The organism is Cytobacillus sp. S13-E01 (assembly GCF_029193815.1).
Lineage (GTDB): Bacteria > Bacillota > Bacilli > Bacillales > Bacillaceae_L > Bacillus_BV.
In genome coordinates this window covers 211,304-233,941 of sequence record NZ_JARFVC010000002.1, presented here as the reverse complement: position 1 = coordinate 233,941, position 22,638 = coordinate 211,304, and the positions used below count along the sequence as shown (strand labels likewise).

The window sequence follows — 22,638 nt, the reverse complement described above, 5'->3', positions numbered from 1 at the left end:
TTTATGCGAGGTTAATTCAATGAGGGTCCATTTAATAGAAAAGATTTCACTTTGGCAACTTTTTATTTTAATTTACGTTTTTGAACTTGGAAGTGCAATTGTAATTGGTTTAGGGAATGAAGCGAAGCAGGACGCGTGGTTAGCGGTTTTCTTATCCACGCTAATCGGGATATTGATAACTTTTTTCTACTGGTATCTACTTACACGTAAGCCTGGTAAAAATTTGTTTGAGATTATAGAGTTCTGCCTCGGTAAGCTATTTAGCAAAGTTATTATTATGGGTTACATTTTTTATTTTTTTTATATTGCCTCAAGGGTCCTTAGAGATTTTGGTGAATTAATAGTTTCCTCAATATTTGTCCTTACACCAACTGAAATTATCTCTTTAACAATGATTTTAGTCATAGCTTACATTGTTTATCTTGGTCTTGAAGTGCTGAGCAGAACCTCTGAAATATTCTTACCTTACTTGGTTGTGTTTATTTTATTGGTTGGTATATTTATTCTATTTTCAGGTGAAATGCAGTTTGCTAACTTTCGGCCTGTTCTTGCAGAAGGTTTTTCACCGATTATTGATGCAATGTTCCCGACGTTACTAACCTTTCCGTTTGGAGAGATGATTGTGTTTACTCTAATCATTCCATATGTAACAAGGTTTGAGTATGCCGGCAAAGTCAGTATGATAGCTGTTTTTTTGAGTGGATTATTTTTAATGTATGCTTCGATGGTGGAGATTGCTACGCTCGGGGCTGAGATGAAAGGTCGTTCCAATTTTCCATTGCTTTCAGCAGCGCGTGAAATATCTTTGTTAGATTTTATTGAAAGGGTCGATCTCGTAATTGTTTTTGTGGTGATGTTTGGAATCATCGTAAAAGTTAGTGTTTTCTTTTTTGGAGGATTAAAAGGATTAGAACTAGTCTTTAATCGTCCATATAGATTATTTATCCTTCCGATGAGTACAATAATTGGGTTAATTTCAATAACTGTTTCTGATAATTTTGCTGAACATATAGAAGAAGGCTTAGTACTTGTTCCATATCTATTTCACATTCCATTCCAATTTGTCATTCCTGCTGTTATTTTAGTAATCTTATTATTTAAAAATAGAAAGGTGCAAAAAAGGAGAAAAAATGATGTTCAATTCAAAAACACTATTTAAACGGAAGGCTAATAAAAATAGTGGTCATACTACAACTGATGAACTATATTCTTCAGATAATAGTCAAAGTGACTTTTCGAGGATTGAAGAAACTAAAAGGAATATTCAAAATCAATTTGGTAACTCATCTGATTTTACAATTACACCTCTTTTAATGGGACAGTCGAATGGAATGGTTGTGTATTTAAATACTATGATTGACAAAAATCTTCTCGCTGAGTATGTTGTTACGCCTTTGAAAAAATTTAATAATCAAAATGGAATGATTACTACGGGGGATTTGGAATCTTTTCGTAAAGATTATTTATCTGGACTCATATCAGAGAGGATAACGAATTTTCACCAACTCACTTGGTGCATCTTATCGGGGTATGCGGTCATTATAGTTGATGGGATTTGCGAGGCAATCGGAATTGAAATTGGCAATGCTGAGAAGAGACCAATCACAGAACCAAGTACACAAACGATTATACGTGGACCAAAGGATAGTTTTACAGAATCCCTTCAAACCAATATAAGCTTAATCAGGAGAAGAATTAAAAATCCGAATGTAAGGTTTACATCCTATGTAATAGGCAAAGATACTCGTACGTCCGTTTCAATTGGTTATATTGAGGGGATAACGAACCAGGATATTTTAGATGAGGTAACAAAAAGAGTTGAAGCCATCGAAACCTCCTCAATTTTAGATTCGGGAAATATCGAAGAGTATATAGCTGACAAGAGCTTTACACCGTTTCCTATGTCAAATAATACGGAAAGACCAGACGCCATTTCTGCGGGGCTAATAGAAGGTAGGATAGCGATTCTAGTAGATGGAAGTCCGTTCGTTTTGCAAGTGCCAAGTGTTATGACCGACTTTTTCAAGTCTTCTGAAGACTATTATCAGCCATTCTTTATGGCGTCCTTTATTAGGTTAATAAGGTATATGTCATTTATGATCGCTCTGGTATTACCTTCTTTATATGTGGCAATTACAACATATCATCAGGAGCTAATGCCCACCCAATTATTAATTAGTGTACAAGCTCAACGCGAAGGAGTCCCATTTCCAGCGGTTTTTGAAATTCTTATGATGGAATTAACCTTTGAGGTGCTAAGGGAAGCTGGAATAAGAATGCCACGTGCAGTTGGTCAAACTGTTTCGATAGTTGGTGCTTTGGTTATTGGTCAAGCAGCAGTGGAAGCTGGGTTAGTCTCGAATGTATTAGTCATTATTGTTGCATTTACAGCAATCGCAAGCTTTGTATCACCTATTTATAATTTTTCGATTTCAACAAGGTTACTACGATTTGTATTAATCATTGGTGCATCCTTATTGGGTTTATATGGGATTCTTATCATATTAATTTTAATGGTTGTTCATTTAACTAGCTTACGTTCTTTTGGAGTGCCATATTTAACTCCAGTAGCCCCGCTTATTATCGAGGATCAAAAGGATTTATTTGTCCGTTTTCCGATTTGGAACCTTCATTCTAGACCAGCTTATTTAAAGAGTAGTTCTCCAAAATTTAGTGAAGAAACAAAAACACCCGCCCCACCAGAAGGAAATAATGGTGGTGAAGTTTGATGGTTAACTGGATTAAATTAACATTTTCTCTGCTATTCCTATTAGTCTTAAGTGGATGTTGGGATCGGATTGAATTAAATGAGTTATCTATCGTGTCAGGAATTGCAATTGAAAAAGGAGAAGAGCATAAATACAAATTAACAGTTGAGGTAATAAATGCGACGGAATTATCAAAAGACGCTAAAGGAGGTAATACCCCAGCTCTTGTATATTATCAAGAAGGTAATTCAATCTCTGAGTTATCAGATAAAATGAACATAGGTCTAAGTAGAGTATTAATTTATTCACACACGAGGGTTATTGTAATTGATGAGGAGGTAGCAAGAGAAGGAGTGGCAGAATTTTTAGATTTTCTTGAGAGAACTGGAGAATTTCGGAATGATTTTAATATTCTTATTGCAAAGGATGTTAAAGCATCAGATATCCTTAAAATTACCTATGCTGTTCAAAGGGTCCCGTCCTTAAAATTACATGCCCAAATCGAAGCCTTTGAAAAAGATTGGGGTGGTGACCCTGATGTGAAATTAACTGATTTTATCTCGGCTATTGTTAATAAAGGACGACAGCCCGTTGCAGAAGCGGTCACGATTCGGGGTAATATAAATAAAGGTCAAAGTATTGATAATAATAAAAAAGTAGATCCTGATGCTAGGGTTGAAATCGTTGGATTGGCAGTCTTTAGTTTTGATAAGTTGGTTGGATATTTGACAGTTGAAGATATAAGGAATTACCTATGGACGAAAAAATTAAAGACAACTACACTTACTATACCTTGTAGTGCGGATAATTCAGGGAAATATATCGATGTGAAAATTGTCAGCGCTCATTCTAAGAAGAATGTTGAGTGGATAAATGATTCTCCAGTTATCAAGGTAAATATTTCTGGTGATGCACGTCTACAAGGAACACAATGTATAGAGGATTTAGAAAAACTGGCTACCTATAATCAAATAGAAGAAAGTACAAATCAGTTTATTGAGGAAGAGATTAAAAGAACAATAAAGAAGGTTCAAGAAAAATACGGTGTTGATATCTTTGGTTTTGGAGAAGAGTTAAAAAGGAAGAATTATAAAAAGTATAAAGAACTTGAAAATAATTGGGATGAGCAGTTCGAGCGTGCTGAAGTTGAGGTTAGCGCAAATATTTATATACGAAGATCAGGTATTAGAAGTAAGAGCTTTCTTACAGATTATATTAATGAACAGAGTAATGAGTAATTTTAAATTGTAGAGTAAGGTGAGGACATGTTACTAGGAATCTTATCAGATACACATATGCCTAAACGCGCCAAAGAACTTCCAATTGCTTTAATAGATGGATTGAAAAGTGTCGATTTGATTATTCATGCAGGTGATTGGCAAATGCTGGATGTGTATAAAGAGTTAGTAGCCCTTGCACCTGTTGTTGGTGTCGCGGGGAATGTTGATGCTGTAGAAGTTATTGAGCAATTTGGTTATAAAAAAGTACTGAAAATAGATGACTTTAAAATAGGGCTAGTACATGGACATGGAAAAGGAAGGACTACTGAACAAAGAGTCTTAAACGAATTTAAAGAGCAAACATTAAATTGTATTATTTTTGGACATTCACACATCCCTGTCAATAAAACTATAAATGATATTCTTCTATTTAATCCAGGTTCACCGACGGATAAAAGAAGACAAAAGCAATACTCCTACGGTCTTATCTCGGTAAATGGGGGGGAATTAACTGCACAGCATATTTTCTATAGTGATAAGCAATAAGACAACAAGGTTTATTCATAATGTTCCAGAATGTAAAGTAGATATAAAGTAGAAGATGTGGAGAGGGGAACTTGTAATGACAAGAACAAACGAATTTTTTAATAACGAGAAGATCAGCAATGAACATTATACTCTGCAAATAACAAAAGATCATTTTAACCACAGATTAAAAGTGGATGATTACCGCGGAAACCTACATTTGATCGAAACTGAACTTCAGAACATTGTGATGAAAAATGCGTATGCTAAGACGATAATTAATTCACGGGTAGAGCATGTTTCTTTTTTTATTGAAGAAGGTTACACTCTTGAAGCAATATGTAGAGGTTATTTTTCTGGTAACGATGCATATATCATGACTAAGTATTATGAACCTACTCGTCGCCACAGTGATAAATGGATTAAAGAAGACGAAATTCTAAGTAAAGTGAAAAAACTTACGAGTACCCCTTTAAGTAATCTGCTACCTGATCATTTCAGGCTTCGTAAAGGTGAAATTGAAGACGCAATTCTGTTAGCGGGGTTATATGCGAAAGTATTTGAGATTTATCCTACCCCTTTAAATAAACCAGACTATATTGAGGAAGTAATAAACAAAGGGACCATTTTTTATGTTATTGAAAATGACAAGGGGAAAATAGTCAGTGCTGCCTCTGCTGAAGTTAATGAAAAATATCATAATGCAGAATTAACAGACTGTGCAACCCTGTTGGAGTTTAGAAAGCATGGACTAATGAAAATCCTTTTAAGAAAACTAGAATTAGAGCTTATAGAAAACCAGATTTATTGTTCATATTCCATCGCTAGAGCGCTATCCTTTGGAATGAACGCTGCTTTTTATCAACTTGGATATACTTATAACGGTAGACTAACCAATAACTGTTATATATATGATAAGCTTGAAGATATGAATGTATGGGTAAAAGATCTTTCAACTGCTGATATTTCATCAGCTAGATGCTGAAAATTCAGCAGTAATGCAGCTAAATGGGGGGTGAATACAATGTTCCTTCAACAATTGAACACAGAAGAAATGGTAAAAGCAATTTTATCAAGTATCGATGAAGCTATACATGCAGTAAATGATCAAGGAATAACGATTTATTATAATGAAGTTGCTGCAAAGCATGATGGTGTATCAATTGATGAAGTCCTCGGAAAGCATATTCTAGAAGTATTCCCCTCTTTATCAAGTGAAACTAGCACTCTTTTAAAAGTAATCCAAACGAAACAACCGATCTACCATTTACCCCAAACCTATAGAAACATTCGTGGAGAATTCATTGATACGGTTAATACTACCTTACCCATTGTAGTTAGGGATGAATTTATAGGTGCAGTGGAAATTGGCAGAGACCTATCTCAAATTAAAATGTTGTCTAATAAATTAATCGATTTACAGTCCAAAATTAAAAAGAAAAAAACGAAACCTATTGAGATATACGGTGCTAAATATGCGTTTGATGACATTATTACAAATTGTGAACAACTAATAAATATGAAATCACAAGCATTAAAGGTTGCTAAAACTTCATCAACCGTATTGGTTTATGGGGAAACGGGCACTGGAAAAGAGCTGTTTGTTCAGGGGATTCATAATAGTTCTAAAAGAAAAACTGAACCATTTATAGCTCAAAGCTGTGCAGCAATTCCTGAATCACTCCTAGAGGGCATTTTATTTGGTACAACTAAGGGCAGCTACACAGGAGCTGTTGATCGTGCTGGATTATTTGAGCTCGCACATGGGGGAACATTGTTTTTAGATGAAGTGAACTCGATGCCATTAGAATTACAGTCAAAACTATTGAGAGTGTTAGAGGATGGGTACATTAGAAGGGTAGGAAGCACAAAGGAATTTCAAGTGGATGTTAGAGTAATTTGTGCAATGAATGAACCTCCAAATGTATGTTTAGAGGAAAATCGCTTAAGACCAGATTTATATTACCGGTTAAATGTATTTTCGTTACATATCCCACCACTACGAAACAGAAAAGAAGATGTAAGTTTGTTGGCACGCCATTTTGTGCAACATTTTAATCGAAAATTCGGAAAAAGTGTAGAGGTATTGGATAATGAAGTATATGAAACATTACTAAACTACTCATGGCCAGGTAATGTACGTGAGCTTAAACACAGTATTGAGCATGCTATGAATATGGCAGATGGTGAACTTTTTAGGAAAGATGATTTACCTAACCATATAAAAAATAATTATTCAATGGAAGAAAGGGTTCATTCGTTAGGAGACCAATCCCTAAAGGAACTACTTTTAGAGGTTGAAACATCATTTATTAATCAAGCTCTTTTAGAAACAAACGGGAATGTTCAACAAGCAGCAAAGTTATTAAAAATTCCAAGACAAACATTACAATATAAACTTAGTAAAATGAAATCGTAGGAACTGCCAATTTATTGGCGGTTTTTTTTATTGTTTAGGAAATTATAAAATTGTAAGGTTGTGTATAACTTCGTGTCTTTGTCTATCTACTTCTAGCTCCAGGCGCCATCGGCTCTATGGTATAAGCCAATCCGTCCGAAAGGTTAAAGAACAACCTTCCAGACGGCTCGTCTTATGCTTGTCGCCGATAGGCGGGCGCCCTGCGCTTTTGTTCGTTTATCCTTACTTCTGAATGTACAAGGAAATAAGGCAATCGCAAAAAAGCTTAGCAACCCAATTTTTTCTATGTTGTTAACGAAATCAAGTGCTTTTTACTATAGCATATGTCGAGTGGTTGTATTCCATAGTTGATAGGTGTCTATTTTCCTTTTTTTAAACTGGTTTTGGCATGAAAATTGCATAAATCCTTTATAAAGGGAGGAGATTTTATGTTTAACCTTTATAAACCTAAAAGACACTGGAAAGATATAGAGTTATGGAAAGGTGTTACAGAAGAACAGTGGAATGACTGGATATGGCAGTTAACGAATACTGTCCGAACTTTAGATGATCTAAAGAAAGTGGTTAATCTTACACCTGAAGAAGAAGAAGGGGTTAAAATTTCTACTAAAACAATACCATTAAATATTACACCTTACTATGCTTCCTTAATGAATCCTGATGATCATCGCTGCCCAATTCGGATGCAATCTGTTCCAATTTCAAAAGAAATATTTAAAACAAAATATGATCTTGAAGATCCTCTACATGAAGATGAAGATTCTCCTGTACCTGGGCTAACTCACCGCTACCCGGACCGAGTATTATTCTTAGTAACGAACCAATGTTCTATGTATTGCCGTTACTGCACGAGACGTAGATTCTCTGGACAAATCGGAATGGGTGTTCCTAAAAAGCAGATAGACGCAGCTATTAACTATATTGCAAATACGCCAGAGGTTCGAGATGTTTTACTTTCTGGTGGGGATGGCTTACTAATCAATGATAATATCCTAGAATATATTTTAAAGAGTTTAAGAGCTATTCCACATGTCGAGATTATTAGAATTGGCACACGTGCACCAGTTGTTTTCCCGCAAAGGATAACCGAAAATTTATGTACTATTTTAAAGAAATATCATCCAGTTTGGCTAAACACTCATTTTAATACTTCAATTGAAATAACTGAGGAATCAAAAAAAGCATGTGAGATGCTAGTAAACGCAGGCGTCCCTGTTGGAAATCAATCCGTTATTTTAGCTGGGATTAATGACAGTGTTCCAATCATGAAGCAATTAATGCATGACTTAGTAAAAATCCGTGTACGTCCATATTACATTTACCAATGTGATTTATCTGAAGGAATAGGTCATTTTCGGGCACCGGTATCAAAGGGATTAGAAATTATTGAGGGATTGAGGGGTCATACGTCGGGTTACGCAGTCCCAACCTTTGTGGTCGACGCTCCTGGTGGGGGAGGTAAGATCGCGGTGCAGCCGAATTATATAATTTCGCAAAGTGCGGAAAAAGTTGTGTTACGGAATTTTGAAGGTGTAATAACATCTTACCCAGAACCACAAAATTATGTAGGAGGTAAAGCAGAAGATTACTTCAAGAGCGTATACCCTGATTATGAAAAGCATAAATCCAATGTTGGAATTTCTGCAGTTATGAATGATAGCAAATTTAATCTAGTACCGGATGATCTTAAACGCTTAGATAGAAGATCAAAATACCAGGCAGATCAGAATCATTCTTCCTTAAAGGATAAGCGGGAAAAAAGAGATGAGCTGAAGGAAAAGAAATTTAAGTCCCAGCAACAAAAATCAACCGAAATTGGTGAACAAGGAAAAACACCAACGGTTAATGAGTAGGTGAGAGGTGATGGATATTAAATGTGAGTGGTGTGGAGGAAAAGCGAGTAACGGAGAAAACACGGTTTATTGGGAGCTGCCTGATGGGTCAAGGGCTATTGAAATTACGATGACACCAGCTGTTGTCTGCACCGAATGTGAAATGGTGTATCAGAATGAAGACATCATTAAGGAAATTGAGGATCAGTTGTTTTTAGTTGATACAAAAAAGATTGGTAGTTCGATAAGTTTTAAGGAACTATTGGAATTACCTAGATTGTTGAAGAGGAATTATTTTGATTTTTCTTCTTAGGAATATTTTCATATGAATTAATATTGGCACTCAGGAATGGGTGCCTTTTATTGTGGAAAAAATCTATCTAGGTTAGAACTAGTTTGTGAAATCAACTCACTAAATTAAAGGGTAATGTGGAATAAGAAAATCTTCATTTGTTTAATGCGTAGTAGACACATATTGCACAATAAAACCTTCTGTTTTAGAGGACTTTGTGAAGGGTTTCACTCAAACTAACGGGAAGGTTAGTTCAATAAGCGTTGAAAATACAACAGCATTTTTTTAAAAAAAGAAACTTTATTGACATTCAATAAAGTTCTCCATTAACGAGAAAACAACCTCATTCGTGCAGATGAAAGGGCTTGTTTTATTTGTGCAAAAATTTTTATTAGTGTCAGCCTACGCTGATTTAGATGCTGTAGATTCATCTTTTTCAATACTTTTCTTTGGCATAAATAAAGTTAAAAGAAGTGCGGCAATTGCTAATGTCATCATAAAGAAATAAGCATCACCTGAACCTAGTATAGAAGAGAGGCTTTCAATTTGCCCAGTAGAAGCTGTTGGATTTTCATTCATGATTTCTGATGTATTATTCGTAACTTGTGCTGTATAAATAGTTACCACTACAGCTGTTCCGATTGCTCCTGCAAGTTGACGTACAGTATTAACAACTGCAGAGCCATGTGACCCTAACTGCTTAGGTAATGCGTTCAATGCAGATGTATTAAGTGGCATCGTAATGAAACTTAAACCAATACGTAAAATGATCGTACGTATCATTAAATACATGAAAGAAGTTGAAGCTGTTAAATCCGTTACAGCCCACATCGAAGGAATCATAAATAAAAGCCCAATAATAAATAATGGCTTTACACCAACTCTGTCATATAATTTACCGGTGACTGGAGATAACATGGCATTAATGACAGCGCCAGGTAATAATAAAAGACCTACTTCAAATGCAGTAAACCCTCTACCCGTTTGAAGGTAAATAGGTAATAATATCAAATCCGCATACATGAACATGGTTACTAACACATTGAGTAATGATATTAAAGTAAATACCTTATACTTGAATACTGATAAATTTAATACTGGATCATTTGATTTTATTTGGCGAATACAGAAGAAAACCGTAAACAACAATCCAATGATTAATGAAAAGATAACAACCTGGGCACTCCAGCCTTTATTACCAGCACTACTGAAACCATATAATATAAAGCCAAAACCAATGGTTGATAAAATGACACTTGCAAAATCTAGTTTTGATTTAGCTGTTTCGGATACATTCACTAAAAACTTCAATGCTAATAAAATAACCATGAATATAAGAGGTGCCAAACCAATAAATAACCATCGCCATGATACATAATCAATAGTAAAGCCAGCCAAAGTCGGGGCAATGGCAGGGGCAAATATCATAGCAAACCCAATTAAGCCCATTGCGCTACCTCTTTTTTCAGCAGGAAAAATAAACAGAATCACACTCATCATAAGAGGAATGATAATCCCAGCTCCAACGGCTTGAATCATTCGTCCGATTAGTAAAATCGAAAAGTTGGGAGCTATTGCACAAATAACGGTACCCAATTATAAAAATAGCATCGAGCTGATAAATAATTGTCTCGTCGAAAAACGTTTCATTAAAATGCTGTTGTTGGAATTAACACTCCGTTTACAAGCAGAAAACCTGTTGAAAGCCATTGAACAGTTGCGGCTGTCACCTCAAATACGTCAATTAAATTACTTAATGCCACATTTAACAATGTTTGATTCAATACCGATAAAAAACAACCCGATATGAGTACAAATAATAATATACCTTTCTTTATTTCTTCTCTCTCGTTTTCCATATATAAACTCCTTTTCTTTTGCTTGACTTTTTAACTTTTCCTTGATCCTATTTAATGAACGATGGAAATCTATATATTTTAGATTTGCAACCTCGACACTATGTCGATAAAATTAATACTAACAAAAATAATACGTTCCTGACCATGAACAGTTTTATTCAAAATGTTCACTAATCGACATGAAAATATGTGATGTTGAGAAAGTCGGAAATAATCTATAAAGGAGCTTGGAATGTCTATACAAAAAAAGAAGATCCTCGAACCATTCGTTCAAGAGAGATGTTTAAAAATGCTGTCATTTCTCTTCTAAGCGAGGATTCCACTATTTCAAATTTAACGGTTCAAAAAGTCGCAGCCAAAGCAGGATTAAACAGGACAACATTTTACTTGCATTATCATGATTTTCAAGATTTATTAACACAAATCAACGAGGAGATTTTACATGAGCTTTCAGATGCAAAATCTTCTGAAGTAGTGCTTTTATTTATTGGTCTTGATGAAAGCAAAGAGGCAGAAGGTGTAGATAGAGAAGATTTAAAACTAGCTCAAAATCAGTTAGAACTTGTTGAATCTTTAGTTAAGGTAAATGAGAATGTTATCGTTGTATTATCTGGTGGTGGTGCCCTTGAATTACCATTTGCAGATAAGGTACAAGGAATTATACACACGTATCTTTCTGGACAAGGTGGGGGTGAAGCTGTCGTTGATATATTGCTTGGCAAATACAATCCAAGTGGTAAGTTAAGTGAAACATTCCCAATTCGTTACACTGATGTTCCATCCTCCGCGTACTACCCTGGACATCAAGCAACAAGTGAACATAAAGAAGGGCTATTCATTGGTTATAGATATTTTGAAACTGCAAATGTACCAGTGCGTTACTCATTTGGGTATGGGCTATCTTATACTACATTTGAATACAGTGATATTGTGATAGGTGGCTTAACTGTAAGTTTTACTTTGACAAATACAGGTAAAGTTGCTGGAGCAGAGATTGCTCAACTTTATATTGAAAAGGTAGATTCGAAAATTATCCGGTCAAAAAAAGAATTGAAAGCTTTTGATAAGGTCTACTTGGAACCAGGTGAAACGAAGCAAGTGACACTAACATTAACGAAACGGGATTTCTCTTACTATAATCCTGAAATTAAGGATTGGGAGGTTGAATCAGGGAATTACAAGATTCTAGTAGGTAGTTCAATCCAAGAGATTCACTTAGAGGAAACCTTTGAGATGGATGGTGTTACTCCAACTGTATTCTTAAAAACTGAATTTCCAAACTACGCAGAGGCTAATGTAAAGCAAATTCCTGATTCAGAATTTGAAAAAATATTAGGGGGAAAACTTCCACCTAAAAATTGGGATTGCCATAAAGATTTAGGAATGAATGACACGATTAATCAAGCCCAGTATAAAAACGGGTTAGGAAAATTGCTTTATCATACCATTATGTTCTTCCACTTTTTCTTTAAAAAGATTGGAAATCCATTAACGGCAAATAACGTGTATTTTGTTATTAACATGCCATTTAGGCAAATTGACCGCTTTTCAGGTGGAAAAGTGAATAAAAAGAATGTTGAGAGATTGCTAAGGTGGATAAATCGATAAGATAAAAAGAATGTTGGAATTTCTGCGGTTATGAATGATAGTAAATTTAATCTCGTCCCTGAAGAACTCAAACGCTTAGATAGAAGGAAGTAAAGAGTTAAAGTAAAATAAAAAGGCAGGCTTTTCTCAGAATAATTCATTTCTGGAAAAGCCTGTTACTTTTTTACATACCTTTTAATTTCTTAGCAATCAAATCAGCGGCCCACTTCGGATTAAATTGATAGAATAAATCCATTAGTTGTGAGTCTTTTCCCGCTAAAACTCTAAATTGGTCATTTTCCATACCCTTAATAATTACTTCTGATGCTAGTTTTGGTGTTAATAATTTGTTAATCTGGTCCTGGCTGCTCCTTTTGAAAGAAGGGTAAGTACTAATTCACGTCCAATTCCATTACCCCCACCTGTAACGACTATTACTTTGTTTAAAACTTTCATTATAATGCCTCCTAAAATATTGTTATAAAGTTTCTTTTATGTGATTTGCTGCAATATATCCAAAAACAGTAGTTGGTCCTAATGTAGAGCCTGGTCCAGGGTAAACACGCCCCATAACAGATGCAGAACAATTGCCAGTTGCATATAGTCCTTCGATTGGTTGATTATTTCGGAGTGCCTGACCGTATTCGTTCGCTACAATACCACCTTTAGTTCCTAAATCACCAGGGTAGATCTTGCATGCATAAAACGGCGCTTTCTCAATTGCCCCTAAATTTGGATTTTTGTACTTTGGATCTCCATAATAGTTATCGTAAGCTGAGTTGCCACGACCAAAATCTTCATCAACGCCTTTTTCTACAAATGTATTGAAACGTGTAATTGTAGTTGTTAAACCTTTATAATCGATCTCACACTTTCTTGCTAGTTCTTCTATAGAGTCTGCCTTCACTATGAAACCGCTCTCAATCGCTTCTTTAGGAGTTCTTTTAGGCATCATATCACCGAACAAGTATCGATCACGGTGGCGACTTTCCATGATGAGCCATGAGTGAATTGCCTTGCCATTCTTCTCTTGTCTTTCAAGAATCGCGTGACCAGCATCCGTGTAGGATTCCGATTCATTGAAATAACGTTCTCCCGTGTGGTCCACGATGATACAGTGTGGCATGGAGCGGTCATAGACCATAAATTTTCGCGATCCATCTGCACCAATGGCTGTTGGCCCCCACCAAGCATCGTCTAATAATGCTGTATCAAGGTTATGCTTTTGAGCAATTAAAAGCATGTCTCCTGTATTATCTGGACTTGCCGATGTCCAATCCGTTCCTAAATTATGATATTTTTTACGAAGTTCGGGATTTCGTTCAAAGCCACCGCCTGCTAGTATGACAGCTTTACTTTTGATGAAAAAAGGCTGACCATCTTTTTCTGCTTCTATTCCAATTAATCTTTCATCCTCAAAAACCAAATCTTTTAAAGGTTGAAAGTTTGATCACAACATGACTTCTGCACAAGTGGAGGATAGCACTATCCTAATATTTAGGACCGATTTTAGTTAAAATAAACATTGCGATTTCACAATAGTTTTTAACAAATTATGAATGTCCAAATGTACTTGTGTTTGATAATAAGTTATTAAGCATGATATAAGTGTAAAAGAAGTGGAACATTTGGCTTTATATTTTTGGACCGAGAGTTTGAAGTTGTATCCATAGTGAGAGGATTTGAGTTTGAAATGATAGATAATTTTTGGCGTGATTTACCACGACCATTTTTTGTACTTGCACCAATGGAAGATGTGACAGATGTTGTTTTTCGTCACGTTATAAGTGAAGCAGGTCGACCGGATGTATTTTTCACAGAGTTTACAAACTCGGATAGCTATTGTCATCCAGAGGGCATGAAAAGTGTGCGTGGCCGTTTGATTTTTACAGAAGATGAACAGCCAATGGTGGCACATATTTGGGGGGATAATCCCGAAAATTTCCGTCAAATGAGCATTGGCATGGCAAAACTAGGATTTAAAGGCATCGATATTAATATGGGATGCCCTGTACCGAATGTGGCATCGAGAGGGAAAGGTAGTGGCCTTATTCTGCGTCCAGATGTTGCCGCAGAACTTATTCAAGCTGCAAAAGCGGGCGGCCTGCCTGTCAGCGTGAAAACAAGACTTGGCAATAACGATGTAAATGAGTGGGAGGAGTGGCTAACGCATATTGTAAAACAGGATATTGCGAACCTTTCTATTCATTTACGTACAAGAAAGGAAATGAGCCAAGTAGATGCGCACTGGGAGCTAATTCCGGAAATTAAAAAATTACGTGACCGTTTCGCACCAAATACGCTACTAACAATCAATGGAGACATTCCTGACCGTCAAACTGGGCTGCAGCTTGCTGAGCAATATGGTATCGATGGCGTTATGATCGGGCGAGGTATTTTTAAAAATCCTTTTGCTTTTGAAAAAGAGCCAAAAGAACATAGCAGTAAAGAATACCTTGGTCTTTTAAGATTGCAGCTTGATCTTCAAGATCGATATGCGGAAGCACTGCCACGTTCAATCACAGGGCTTCATCGTTTTTTCAAAATTTATGTCAAAGGATTCCGTGGAGCTGGTGAATTAAGAAATCAATTGATGAACACGAAATCAACAGATGAAGTGCGTGCATTGCTTGATAACTTTGGAAAAGAATGTTGATGAAACGGGGACAGTGAAATGATGTAACTCTCAAAAAATTAGATAAAAAATGAATCACATCAACTTATGTGTACTTATTTCATTAAGTTTCATCCATTGCAGCCGGTAACTTTTGTATTGATAAAGTCTATTTTCTAAAAAGAAAAAGGTCTTAAGAAAGTAATAAACCCACCATCACTCTTGTGTGGCCACATACACTCTGCACATATTGAGTACGGAAACAACTAATTAGTCAAATGACATTTTTAACATTATGTTTATTTGAAACTGCAAACCAGATAATACTAATCCTCTTGGTTTGCAGTTTTTTACTCAATGGCTCTGTTAAAGGTAAATGTTGATATTTGAAACCTCTCCAAAATGTAAGTATAATTAACATAGGAACAAACATTCGGGAGGTGGAAAGGTTGAGCAAAGCGTTCAGTAATCTATTAAAACATATTGGCAATTTGTCACATACAGAAAAAGAGCGAGTGTTTCAATGGGTTAAACGCTACGTTGAACCTTCTTCCTCCGTCGGTGGTCGTCTAATTAATGAGATGCGAGAAACTCGTTTCAATGAAGGATTTGAATGTCCTCATTGTGCATCTGAACACGTTGTTAGGTTCGGGAAATACAATGGTCGCCAACGTTATCGTTGTAAGTGTTGTAATAAGACCTTTACTGATACAACTAATACAGTTCTTTATCGCACTCGAAAAGGCGATGAATGGATTACGTTTGTTGATTGTATGTTCAAAGGCTATTCCCTGCGAAAATCTGCTGAAATCATAGGGGTTACTTGGGTTACTCTTTTTTATTGGAGGCACAAATTGTTAAGTGCATTAAAACAAATGGATTTTGAGCAATTTGAAGGTATCGTTGAAGTTGACGAAACCTATTTCCTATACTCTGAAAAAGGTAGACGTGGTATTTCTGAACGTAAATCTCGTAAACGTGGTGGAAAGTCTAAACACAGAGGGATTAGTCACGAACAGGTCTGTGTTCTTGTCGCACGAGACCGTACAAAAGCAACTGTTTCAAAGGTTGCTTGTATGGGGCGTGTTATCAAATCTAAGGTTGATAATATGATTGGCTCTAAACTGACACCTGATAATGTCCTTGTTACAGATGCTTGAGGGACTAGGGGACAGGTACCTCGTCCCGTTACGCTGTGCAAACGTAAAGTTTTATTCTAATAGAATTGTTCACAACTTTTTTAGAATTGAAAAAGGATTATAAGGAAATATATCGAAAATAGAAAATGAGGAACAACTATAAATAATTGAAGAAGTGCTTTTCTAATAAATTTTATTATACCAACGATGGGAGTGATTAGAATTCAAGTAACATAATTAACAGCTGAACGAAATCTGAACCGGAGTACTTAAAATTTATTAAGAAGTGAAGATTATTTAAGATATAATGATGATCCCCTTAACCACAAAATTACCACAGTAATTTACACTCTCATAGCTTCATGACAAACCCCTTATACCATCAATTTTAAAAGGTAATCACATAATAATTCAATTAAGAAAGAAACCCATCATTTTACGTAGCTGTAATCCAAATAAGCGTTACCAGAATGGTATTGTTTATTATGAAAGACACATGATTGAGCTATATACCCCCATGCTTAAAATCAGGCGAACTATTTTTGAAAAGGAAATGGAAAATTTATGTTAAAATTAGTTTATAGATTTTAAATGTTGAACTAAAATACTAACCAAGCATTTAGTTTTAAAGGAATGGAGGAACATAAATGAAAAAGGTATTAGGGTTAATTGGTCTATTAACATTATTAGCTCTACTCAGTACAAAATCAAGCTATGTAGAATTAAATGAATTTTTTATAATTATCGTAGCACTTTCTGTAATTACAGTAATAACAAGCATGTTTTTAAGAAAAAAGGTGAAATCGACGCTGCTAAGGGGAGCACAGCCTTTGTAGGTTTTTTCCTTTTTTGGGTTCTTGCTTTATTTGATTTGATTGCTGACCATGTTCTTTATTTTCAACCAACAGGAAATGAAGATGGAAGGGCATTAACGCTTGGGGAAAAAATACAAGAATTTAGTGATGATTTGTTTATTATGTGGATTATTACGGCTGTTATTGTTTTTATAATTTCTTTTATTCTCTCAAAAATAATATTGAGAGTAATGTATAAAAGTGCTTAATATTTATTTTGTTAGTCGAAATTTGGTTGGAGATGAAAAAATTAAACATGATGAAAAACGCTTGGAATTTGATCTAAGCGTTTTTAAATGATAAATTACCTGTTAATGCCAATGCTTTTTCTTTAGTTTTTTTAAATGATAATTTTAATGTGAATTTGTATTTTCTCCACATTATCTGAACTACTTATTCATCTTTCCAACTGCTTTTATCAAAATCAACTGCTAAAATAGACCAGGGGGACTGTCCCTCTGGTCTAAACTACCCATTATAGAGCTGAAATAGGTTTTATTCTATCAAAGGAGTATTGGGGAAAGGGTTCGGGTGTTGAATCAGCCTCTAAGGTAATACAGTTTGGGTTTGAAAACATGGAATTAAATAAAATTGAAGCCCCTTGTATGGTTGAAAATGCTCAATCACAGAAAGTTCTGCAAAAATTAGGAATGAGATTAGAAGGAGTATCTAAAGAAAGATGTTTATCAAAGGGAAGTTTCGGGATATGGCGACATATTCTATTCTAAAAAAAGATTATATAGTTTTAAAATAGAATTTGTTTCTTGTTTAAGCTAACCGGGTACTAGAGTTGATGAAGTGATCCAAGCCTCTAATAAAGGGTAATCAAAAGGGTATACTAAGGCTATCATTTAACGTGGGAGGATATAAAATTGAGCATAAAAGAGAATGCGTTATCTATTTTTGCCTTAGGCGGCCTGAATGAAATCGGTAAAAACATGTATGCAGTCCAGCAAGCAAACGATATCTTGATCATCGACTGTGGTAATAAGTTTCCAGACGAGAGTTTACCTGGAATTGATTTGATTATTCCTGATATTACGTATTTGCTAGATAATAAAGATAAAATCAGGGCATTAATTGTTACACATGGGCATGAAGATCATATCGGGGGAATTCCATTCTTCTTAAAAAAATTAAATGTACCCGTTTATGCAACACGGTTCACACTGGGTTTAATTGAATTAAAGTTAAGAGAACATAAAATTTTAAGGGAGACTGAATTGATTGAAATTGACTCCAATTCAGACTTAAAACTAGGTGGAATTGGCGTGAACTTTTTCAAAGTGATCCATAGTATACCTGATTGCCTAGGTATTGTCTTTAAAACATCAGAGGGAAATATTGTACATACTGGGGACTTCAAGATTGATTTAACTCCTGCGAATAATGAACATGGGGATATTCATAAACTGGCTAAAATCGGCAGTGAAGGTGTTTTGCTTCTTTTGTCTGAGAGTACAAATGCCGAACGTCCAGGCTTAACCCCAACTGAACAAATGGTAGGAGAACATGTGGAAGAAGCTTTCATGAAGGCAAGACGAAAAGTCATTCTTTCTACCTTCGCTTCAAATATTAATCGTGTTCAGCAAGTTGTGGATGCAGCCCAAATAACAAACCGTAAGCTAGCATTATTAGGAAGAAGTATGGTGAATGTTGTACAGGTAGCAATGGAACGAGGTTATTTAAATGTTCCCGATGGAATGTTAATTGAACCAGATCAAATTAATGAGCTATCTCCTGAAAAAGTAGCTATTCTGTGTACAGGAAGTCAAGGTGAACCATTAGCTGCTCTTGCACGTCTTTCCACTGGAAATTTCCGAGGTGTCGAAATATTACCTGAAGATACAGTTATCTTTGCAGCGGGTCCAATCCCTGGGAATGAACGTAATGTCACTCGTATCGTTGACAACTTATTTTCTCTTGGGGCAAAAGTCATTTATGGATCTGGAAGTTCATCAGGAATGCATGTATCCGGTCATGGCTATCAGGAAGATCTGAAATTAATGCTGACATTAATGAAACCAAAATATTTTATTCCCATACACGGTGAATATAGAATGCTTCACAAACATCGTCTGTTGGCCGAATCCGTTGGAGTCGAGCAAGGAAACACGTTTATCATAGAAAATGGTGATGTTCTCGATATTGAACACACCATTGCCCGTCAAACACGAAAGATACCTGTAGGAAATACCTATGTAGACGGGATTGGTCTTGGTGATGTTGGGGACATTGTACTAAGAGATCGCAAACAGTTGTCAGAGGATGGAATGCTTGTAGTTGTCTTAACCATGGGTAAAAGAGAAAAGAAACTGGTTTCTGGACCCGACACAATTTCTCGTGGATTCGTGTATGTTAGAGACTCCGAGGAACTCATTAAAGAAGTAAATCGACTTATTACAAAAACCATTAACGATCAACAAGACAACCAATGGAATGTTATGAAACAAAATATAAGAAAAACAGTCGGACAATATATTTATCAAAAAACTAAAAAGAAGCCAATGATCCTTCCAATTATTATTGAAGTTTAACAAGTGAAACGTCCTATGCAGTTAAAAGTTGCACGGTAGCGAGAAAAAATAAGAGGAGCGATTAGCTCCTCTTTTCTCTAGTGTGTTAACAACAATTCCCTGTATTACCCAACAACGAAAGCCCTTTTTTATCCCCACTTATATCAAGGATTAGGTCTTTAGTATTAGGTTCAATCATTGGGTCAATCGCCACTACTATTTCGTTTATCGTTGTGATTGAATCATCTGCTGCTGGCTCATCCAGAGCCAGTCCTATTTTTGGATCTCCTCAGCCATAGCCAGCAAAATAAATACGAACATTTTTAGCGTTCTGTTCTTGGAACATTTCCTTTAAAAGCTCACGAGCTTCGTTAGTAATAACCAATGTTTATTCACCCTATCATTTTGTTTTAGTCTAGTTGATTTTAACAATTTTTTGGCTATTCGACCATAGCTTTATAAAAACTTTTTAATTTAAGCAAGTATTATATACTGTTTTGTCTTCAAATATACTCCTTCAATTAACCAAATGAAATTTGACCAATCACCTTGATTTTTCCTGACGTCAGTAGTATTTGACCATTTTCTAAATTTTCTACCTGTTCAAGTGAGAATTGTAGCGGTTATGGTAGCTATTATTAAAATACACTTTTTCCTAGTAAATTGATAATTTTGAAAACATTCATTATACTAAACTATGTTACAACATTAATCGACTGAAGTGAAATATTTCACATAGCTAAAGGAGTGGATAGAATGTTTGAGTTATTGAAAAAGTTAACAAGTCTTCATGGTCCTTGTGGGTATGAGCAACCAATCTCTTATTTCATAAAGGGTTATGTAGAGGATTTAGTAGATGAAGTGAAAATCGATCCGATCGGTAATGTAATCGGATTGAAAAAAGGAAGCAGTCCTGGACCAAAAGTAATTCTTACTGCACATATGGATGAGATAGGATTTATCGTTAAGAAGATTGAAGATAATGGGCTAATTCGGTTTGAGAAGCTAGGAGGCCATGATGATAGAATCCTTTTAGCACAAAAGGTAAAGGTAAGAACTCGCGATACAGAATTACTAGGTGTAATTGGTACTATGTCGGCTCATTATGTAAAATTTGATGACGCTTCAAAAGTGAGAAAACATCAAAACCTGTATATAGACATTGGGGCCCGTTCTAAGGAAGAAGTACTCAAGATGGGTGTTGAAATTGGTTCTCCTATTACATGGGCGAGTGATTTGGAATTACTTGGCAATTTACGAACTGGAAGAGTTGTAGGGAAGGGCTTAGATGACCGAGCAGGTTGTGCGGTGTTGCTATCTGTACTAGAAAAACTCTCTAAGAAAAAATTTGCGGGAGAAATTTATTTCTTGTTCACAGTACAAGAAGAAGTTGGTTTAAGGGGAGCAAAAGTTGCGGCGCATAATATTGAAGCAGATGTAGCAATAGCTGTGGATACAACTGCGGTAAGTGATACACCTGAAGAAACGATGGATAACTCGTTATTTCTAGGTGCTGGGACAGGCATTAAAATTATTGATTTTAGTTTGATTGCACATCCGACTGTGAAGGAAAGCCTGGTAACACTTGCTAGAGAAAACGATATTACATTTCAATATGAAGTATTTCCGGGGATTGGAACTGATGGTGGAGCGGTATCATTAAGCAACAGAGGAATTCCAACTGGTGTCTTATCGATTCCATCTCGTTATGCACACTCACCTGTAGAAGTTGTTGATTTAGAAGACGTTAAAGCAACAGAACAGTTAATATGTTCGTTTATCCTATCACTAGACGAAAAGAGCAGTTTTTATTTTTAGTTTTTCTAAATAAATTGGGCACATGATAGCTGAATTCCTAGGTTCCAGGTTTTTATACTTAAAAATGTTTTTAAGTATGATAAAATGATTAAACACTTATCATAGTTGAGGGGATAGAAATGGCAAAATCATTTTATCATTTTATATTAAAGTACCGTAGTGCAAAGGCTCACAATGAGATAAGCCAATTTGCAAACGATATATATGAAGATCACAGTTTTCCTAAAGGGTCTAGTGATTACCACGAACTTAGCTCATATCTTGAGTTTAATGGTGAATATATGAAAAGCATGACTGTATTTGATGAAGCATGGGACCTGTATGAAAATGAGGCATAGGTTAAAATAGGTAATTCCTACTAAGCACAAGACTTTTTTCAAAAAAGAGATGGACCATTTTTGGTTCGTCTCTTTTAAATTTATTTAGGAAGTTACTCATTTTCCTTGACCCTACATAATAGCGATTTTTTAATTGCGTGCATATAATAACGTAACAATTCATCACGACTTTTCTAAAGGAGATGATCTTATGGAAAATAATAAACCAAAGTTTAGAGTAGGAGATATAGTCGTGATCATTTTATATGGAACAGTCGGGACAATTACTAGTATTAAGGAAATGAATGGATTATGGATATACGAGGTAAATCATAGTGAGGCCCTCTATTTAGAGACTACCCTAAAGTTATTGTCTGAATATGAAGGAAGAGTAATTGAGACGGAACAGATTGAAATTGAATATAATTATTACTTTGGTGACTTAGTATTGGTTGCTGGTTACGAAAAAGAACTTTTCAAAATTATAGGCATACGAACAGAAATTTGGAGATATAAAGAGGATTCTTGGGAAGAGGTTATTTATGAATTATCAAGAATTAAAGACGGAGAATGGCTAGAAGCTGGAGAAGAAGAATTAACATTACTAGCAGATCACCAGAATGCAGAAGCGTTCCTTCAAAAAATCTCACAGCTTTACTTAGCTAAGAAAGAAACTAAGAGTTTGGAGATGCACGGGATGAAAAAGGAATTTCGTAAATTTGAAAAGGAACGCCTTCATAAAAAAAATGAACGTAAGCAAATAATCGATGGCTTGTTAGATGTATATAACGACTATGGATATCTTTATCAAATGTTTAAAGATGAAAAATACAAGGATGTTATGGCGTTAGCATTGAAAAATTTAGAAAAGATTACAAATAGTAAATGGACAGATTAACAGAACAAGAAAATCTGCTTAAAAATAAATGAAAATGGCA

General features: G+C 35.4%; 17 protein-coding genes and 3 pseudogenes. 18 read left to right on the top strand and 2 right to left on the bottom strand.

Features of this window, described 5'->3' with window-relative positions:
- Window positions 1-19: 19 nt before the first annotated feature.
- The 8 genes from PY093_RS03035 to PY093_RS03000 all read left to right on the top strand — a co-directional run bounded on the left by PY093_RS03035 (window position 20) and on the right by PY093_RS03000 (window position 9,017).
- Window positions 20-1,159: a GerAB/ArcD/ProY family transporter gene (locus PY093_RS03035; protein ID WP_275644389.1), complete on the top strand. Its 1,140-nt coding sequence runs from the start codon at window positions 20-22 to the stop codon at window positions 1,157-1,159.
- Window positions 1,134-2,729 (top strand): spore germination protein, encoded by a 1,596-nt coding sequence (locus PY093_RS03030; RefSeq protein ID WP_275644388.1) that lies wholly within the window; start codon window positions 1,134-1,136, stop codon window positions 2,727-2,729. The genes PY093_RS03035 and PY093_RS03030 overlap by 26 nt, the downstream gene beginning before the upstream one ends.
- Complete coding sequence (locus tag PY093_RS03025; RefSeq protein ID WP_275644387.1) at window positions 2,729-3,946, top strand: Ger(x)C family spore germination protein; 1,218 nt, start codon at window positions 2,729-2,731, stop codon at window positions 3,944-3,946. The genes PY093_RS03030 and PY093_RS03025 overlap by 1 nt, the downstream gene beginning before the upstream one ends.
- A 27-nt stretch (window positions 3,947-3,973) precedes the next feature.
- Window positions 3,974-4,474 carry a metallophosphoesterase family protein gene (locus tag PY093_RS03020; protein ID WP_275644386.1) on the top strand — a complete coding sequence of 167 codons (501 nt, stop codon included), beginning with the start codon at window positions 3,974-3,976 and terminating at the stop codon, window positions 4,472-4,474.
- A gap of 76 nt (window positions 4,475-4,550) precedes the next feature.
- Window positions 4,551-5,438 carry a putative beta-lysine N-acetyltransferase gene (gene ablB / locus PY093_RS03015; protein ID WP_275644385.1) on the top strand — a complete coding sequence of 296 codons (888 nt, stop codon included), beginning with the start codon at window positions 4,551-4,553 and terminating at the stop codon, window positions 5,436-5,438.
- Between the two features lie 39 nt (window positions 5,439-5,477).
- Window positions 5,478-6,872 (top strand): sigma-54 interaction domain-containing protein, encoded by a 1,395-nt coding sequence (locus tag PY093_RS03010; protein WP_275644384.1) that lies wholly within the window; start codon window positions 5,478-5,480, stop codon window positions 6,870-6,872.
- Between the two features lie 428 nt (window positions 6,873-7,300).
- A complete protein-coding gene (gene kamA / locus PY093_RS03005; RefSeq protein WP_275644383.1) occupies window positions 7,301-8,725 on the top strand; it encodes a lysine 2,3-aminomutase in 1,425 nt (474 codons plus the stop codon).
- Between the two features lie 10 nt (window positions 8,726-8,735).
- On the top strand, window positions 8,736-9,017 hold the full coding sequence (locus PY093_RS03000) for a YokU family protein (protein ID WP_275644382.1): 282 nt from the start codon (window positions 8,736-8,738) through the stop codon (window positions 9,015-9,017).
- Window positions 9,018-9,398: 381 nt separating this feature from the next.
- Here the strand turns inward: PY093_RS03000 and PY093_RS02995 are convergent.
- A pseudogene (locus tag PY093_RS02995) lies at window positions 9,399-10,855 on the bottom strand (DHA2 family efflux MFS transporter permease subunit).
- 192 nt (window positions 10,856-11,047) lie between these two features.
- On the opposite strand from PY093_RS02995, the gene PY093_RS02990 reads away from it, so the two are divergent.
- Window positions 11,048-12,463: a glycoside hydrolase family 3 C-terminal domain-containing protein gene (locus tag PY093_RS02990; RefSeq protein WP_275644381.1), complete on the top strand. Its 1,416-nt coding sequence runs from the start codon at window positions 11,048-11,050 to the stop codon at window positions 12,461-12,463.
- A 15-nt stretch (window positions 12,464-12,478) separates the two neighbouring features.
- Window positions 12,479-12,556: pseudogene (locus tag PY093_RS02985) on the top strand (lysine 2,3-aminomutase); the annotation flags it as partial.
- Window positions 12,557-12,920: 364 nt separating this feature from the next.
- Here the strand turns inward: PY093_RS02985 and PY093_RS02980 are convergent.
- On the bottom strand, window positions 12,921-13,868 hold the full coding sequence (locus PY093_RS02980; protein ID WP_275644380.1) for an FAD-binding protein: 948 nt from the start codon (window positions 13,866-13,868) through the stop codon (window positions 12,921-12,923).
- A gap of 267 nt (window positions 13,869-14,135) precedes the next feature.
- On the opposite strand from PY093_RS02980, the gene PY093_RS02975 reads away from it, so the two are divergent.
- The 8 genes and pseudogenes from PY093_RS02975 to PY093_RS02940 all read left to right on the top strand — a co-directional run bounded on the left by PY093_RS02975 (window position 14,136) and on the right by PY093_RS02940 (window position 22,598).
- Complete coding sequence (locus PY093_RS02975; RefSeq protein ID WP_275644379.1) at window positions 14,136-15,098, top strand: tRNA dihydrouridine synthase; 963 nt, start codon at window positions 14,136-14,138, stop codon at window positions 15,096-15,098.
- A gap of 407 nt (window positions 15,099-15,505) precedes the next feature.
- A pseudogene (locus PY093_RS02970) lies at window positions 15,506-16,213 on the top strand (IS1595 family transposase); the annotation flags it as partial.
- Between the two features lie 629 nt (window positions 16,214-16,842).
- A complete protein-coding gene (locus PY093_RS02965; protein WP_275644378.1) occupies window positions 16,843-17,031 on the top strand; it encodes a hypothetical protein in 189 nt (62 codons plus the stop codon).
- 506 nt (window positions 17,032-17,537) lie between these two features.
- Window positions 17,538-17,777: a GNAT family N-acetyltransferase gene (locus PY093_RS02960; protein WP_345774215.1), complete on the top strand. Its 240-nt coding sequence runs from the start codon at window positions 17,538-17,540 to the stop codon at window positions 17,775-17,777.
- 144 nt (window positions 17,778-17,921) lie between these two features.
- Window positions 17,922-19,586: a ribonuclease J gene (locus tag PY093_RS02955; RefSeq protein WP_275644377.1), complete on the top strand. Its 1,665-nt coding sequence runs from the start codon at window positions 17,922-17,924 to the stop codon at window positions 19,584-19,586.
- A 735-nt stretch (window positions 19,587-20,321) separates the two neighbouring features.
- Entirely contained in the window at window positions 20,322-21,383 is a 1,062-nt protein-coding gene (locus PY093_RS02950; RefSeq protein ID WP_275644376.1) for a M42 family metallopeptidase, read from the top strand.
- Window positions 21,384-21,502: 119 nt separating this feature from the next.
- Window positions 21,503-21,721, top strand: coding sequence for a YozE family protein (locus PY093_RS02945; RefSeq protein ID WP_275644375.1), 219 nt, complete (start codon window positions 21,503-21,505; stop codon window positions 21,719-21,721).
- A 190-nt stretch (window positions 21,722-21,911) separates the two neighbouring features.
- Window positions 21,912-22,598, top strand: coding sequence for a hypothetical protein (locus tag PY093_RS02940; RefSeq protein WP_275644374.1), 687 nt, complete (start codon window positions 21,912-21,914; stop codon window positions 22,596-22,598).
- Window positions 22,599-22,638: the final 40 nt, after the last annotated feature.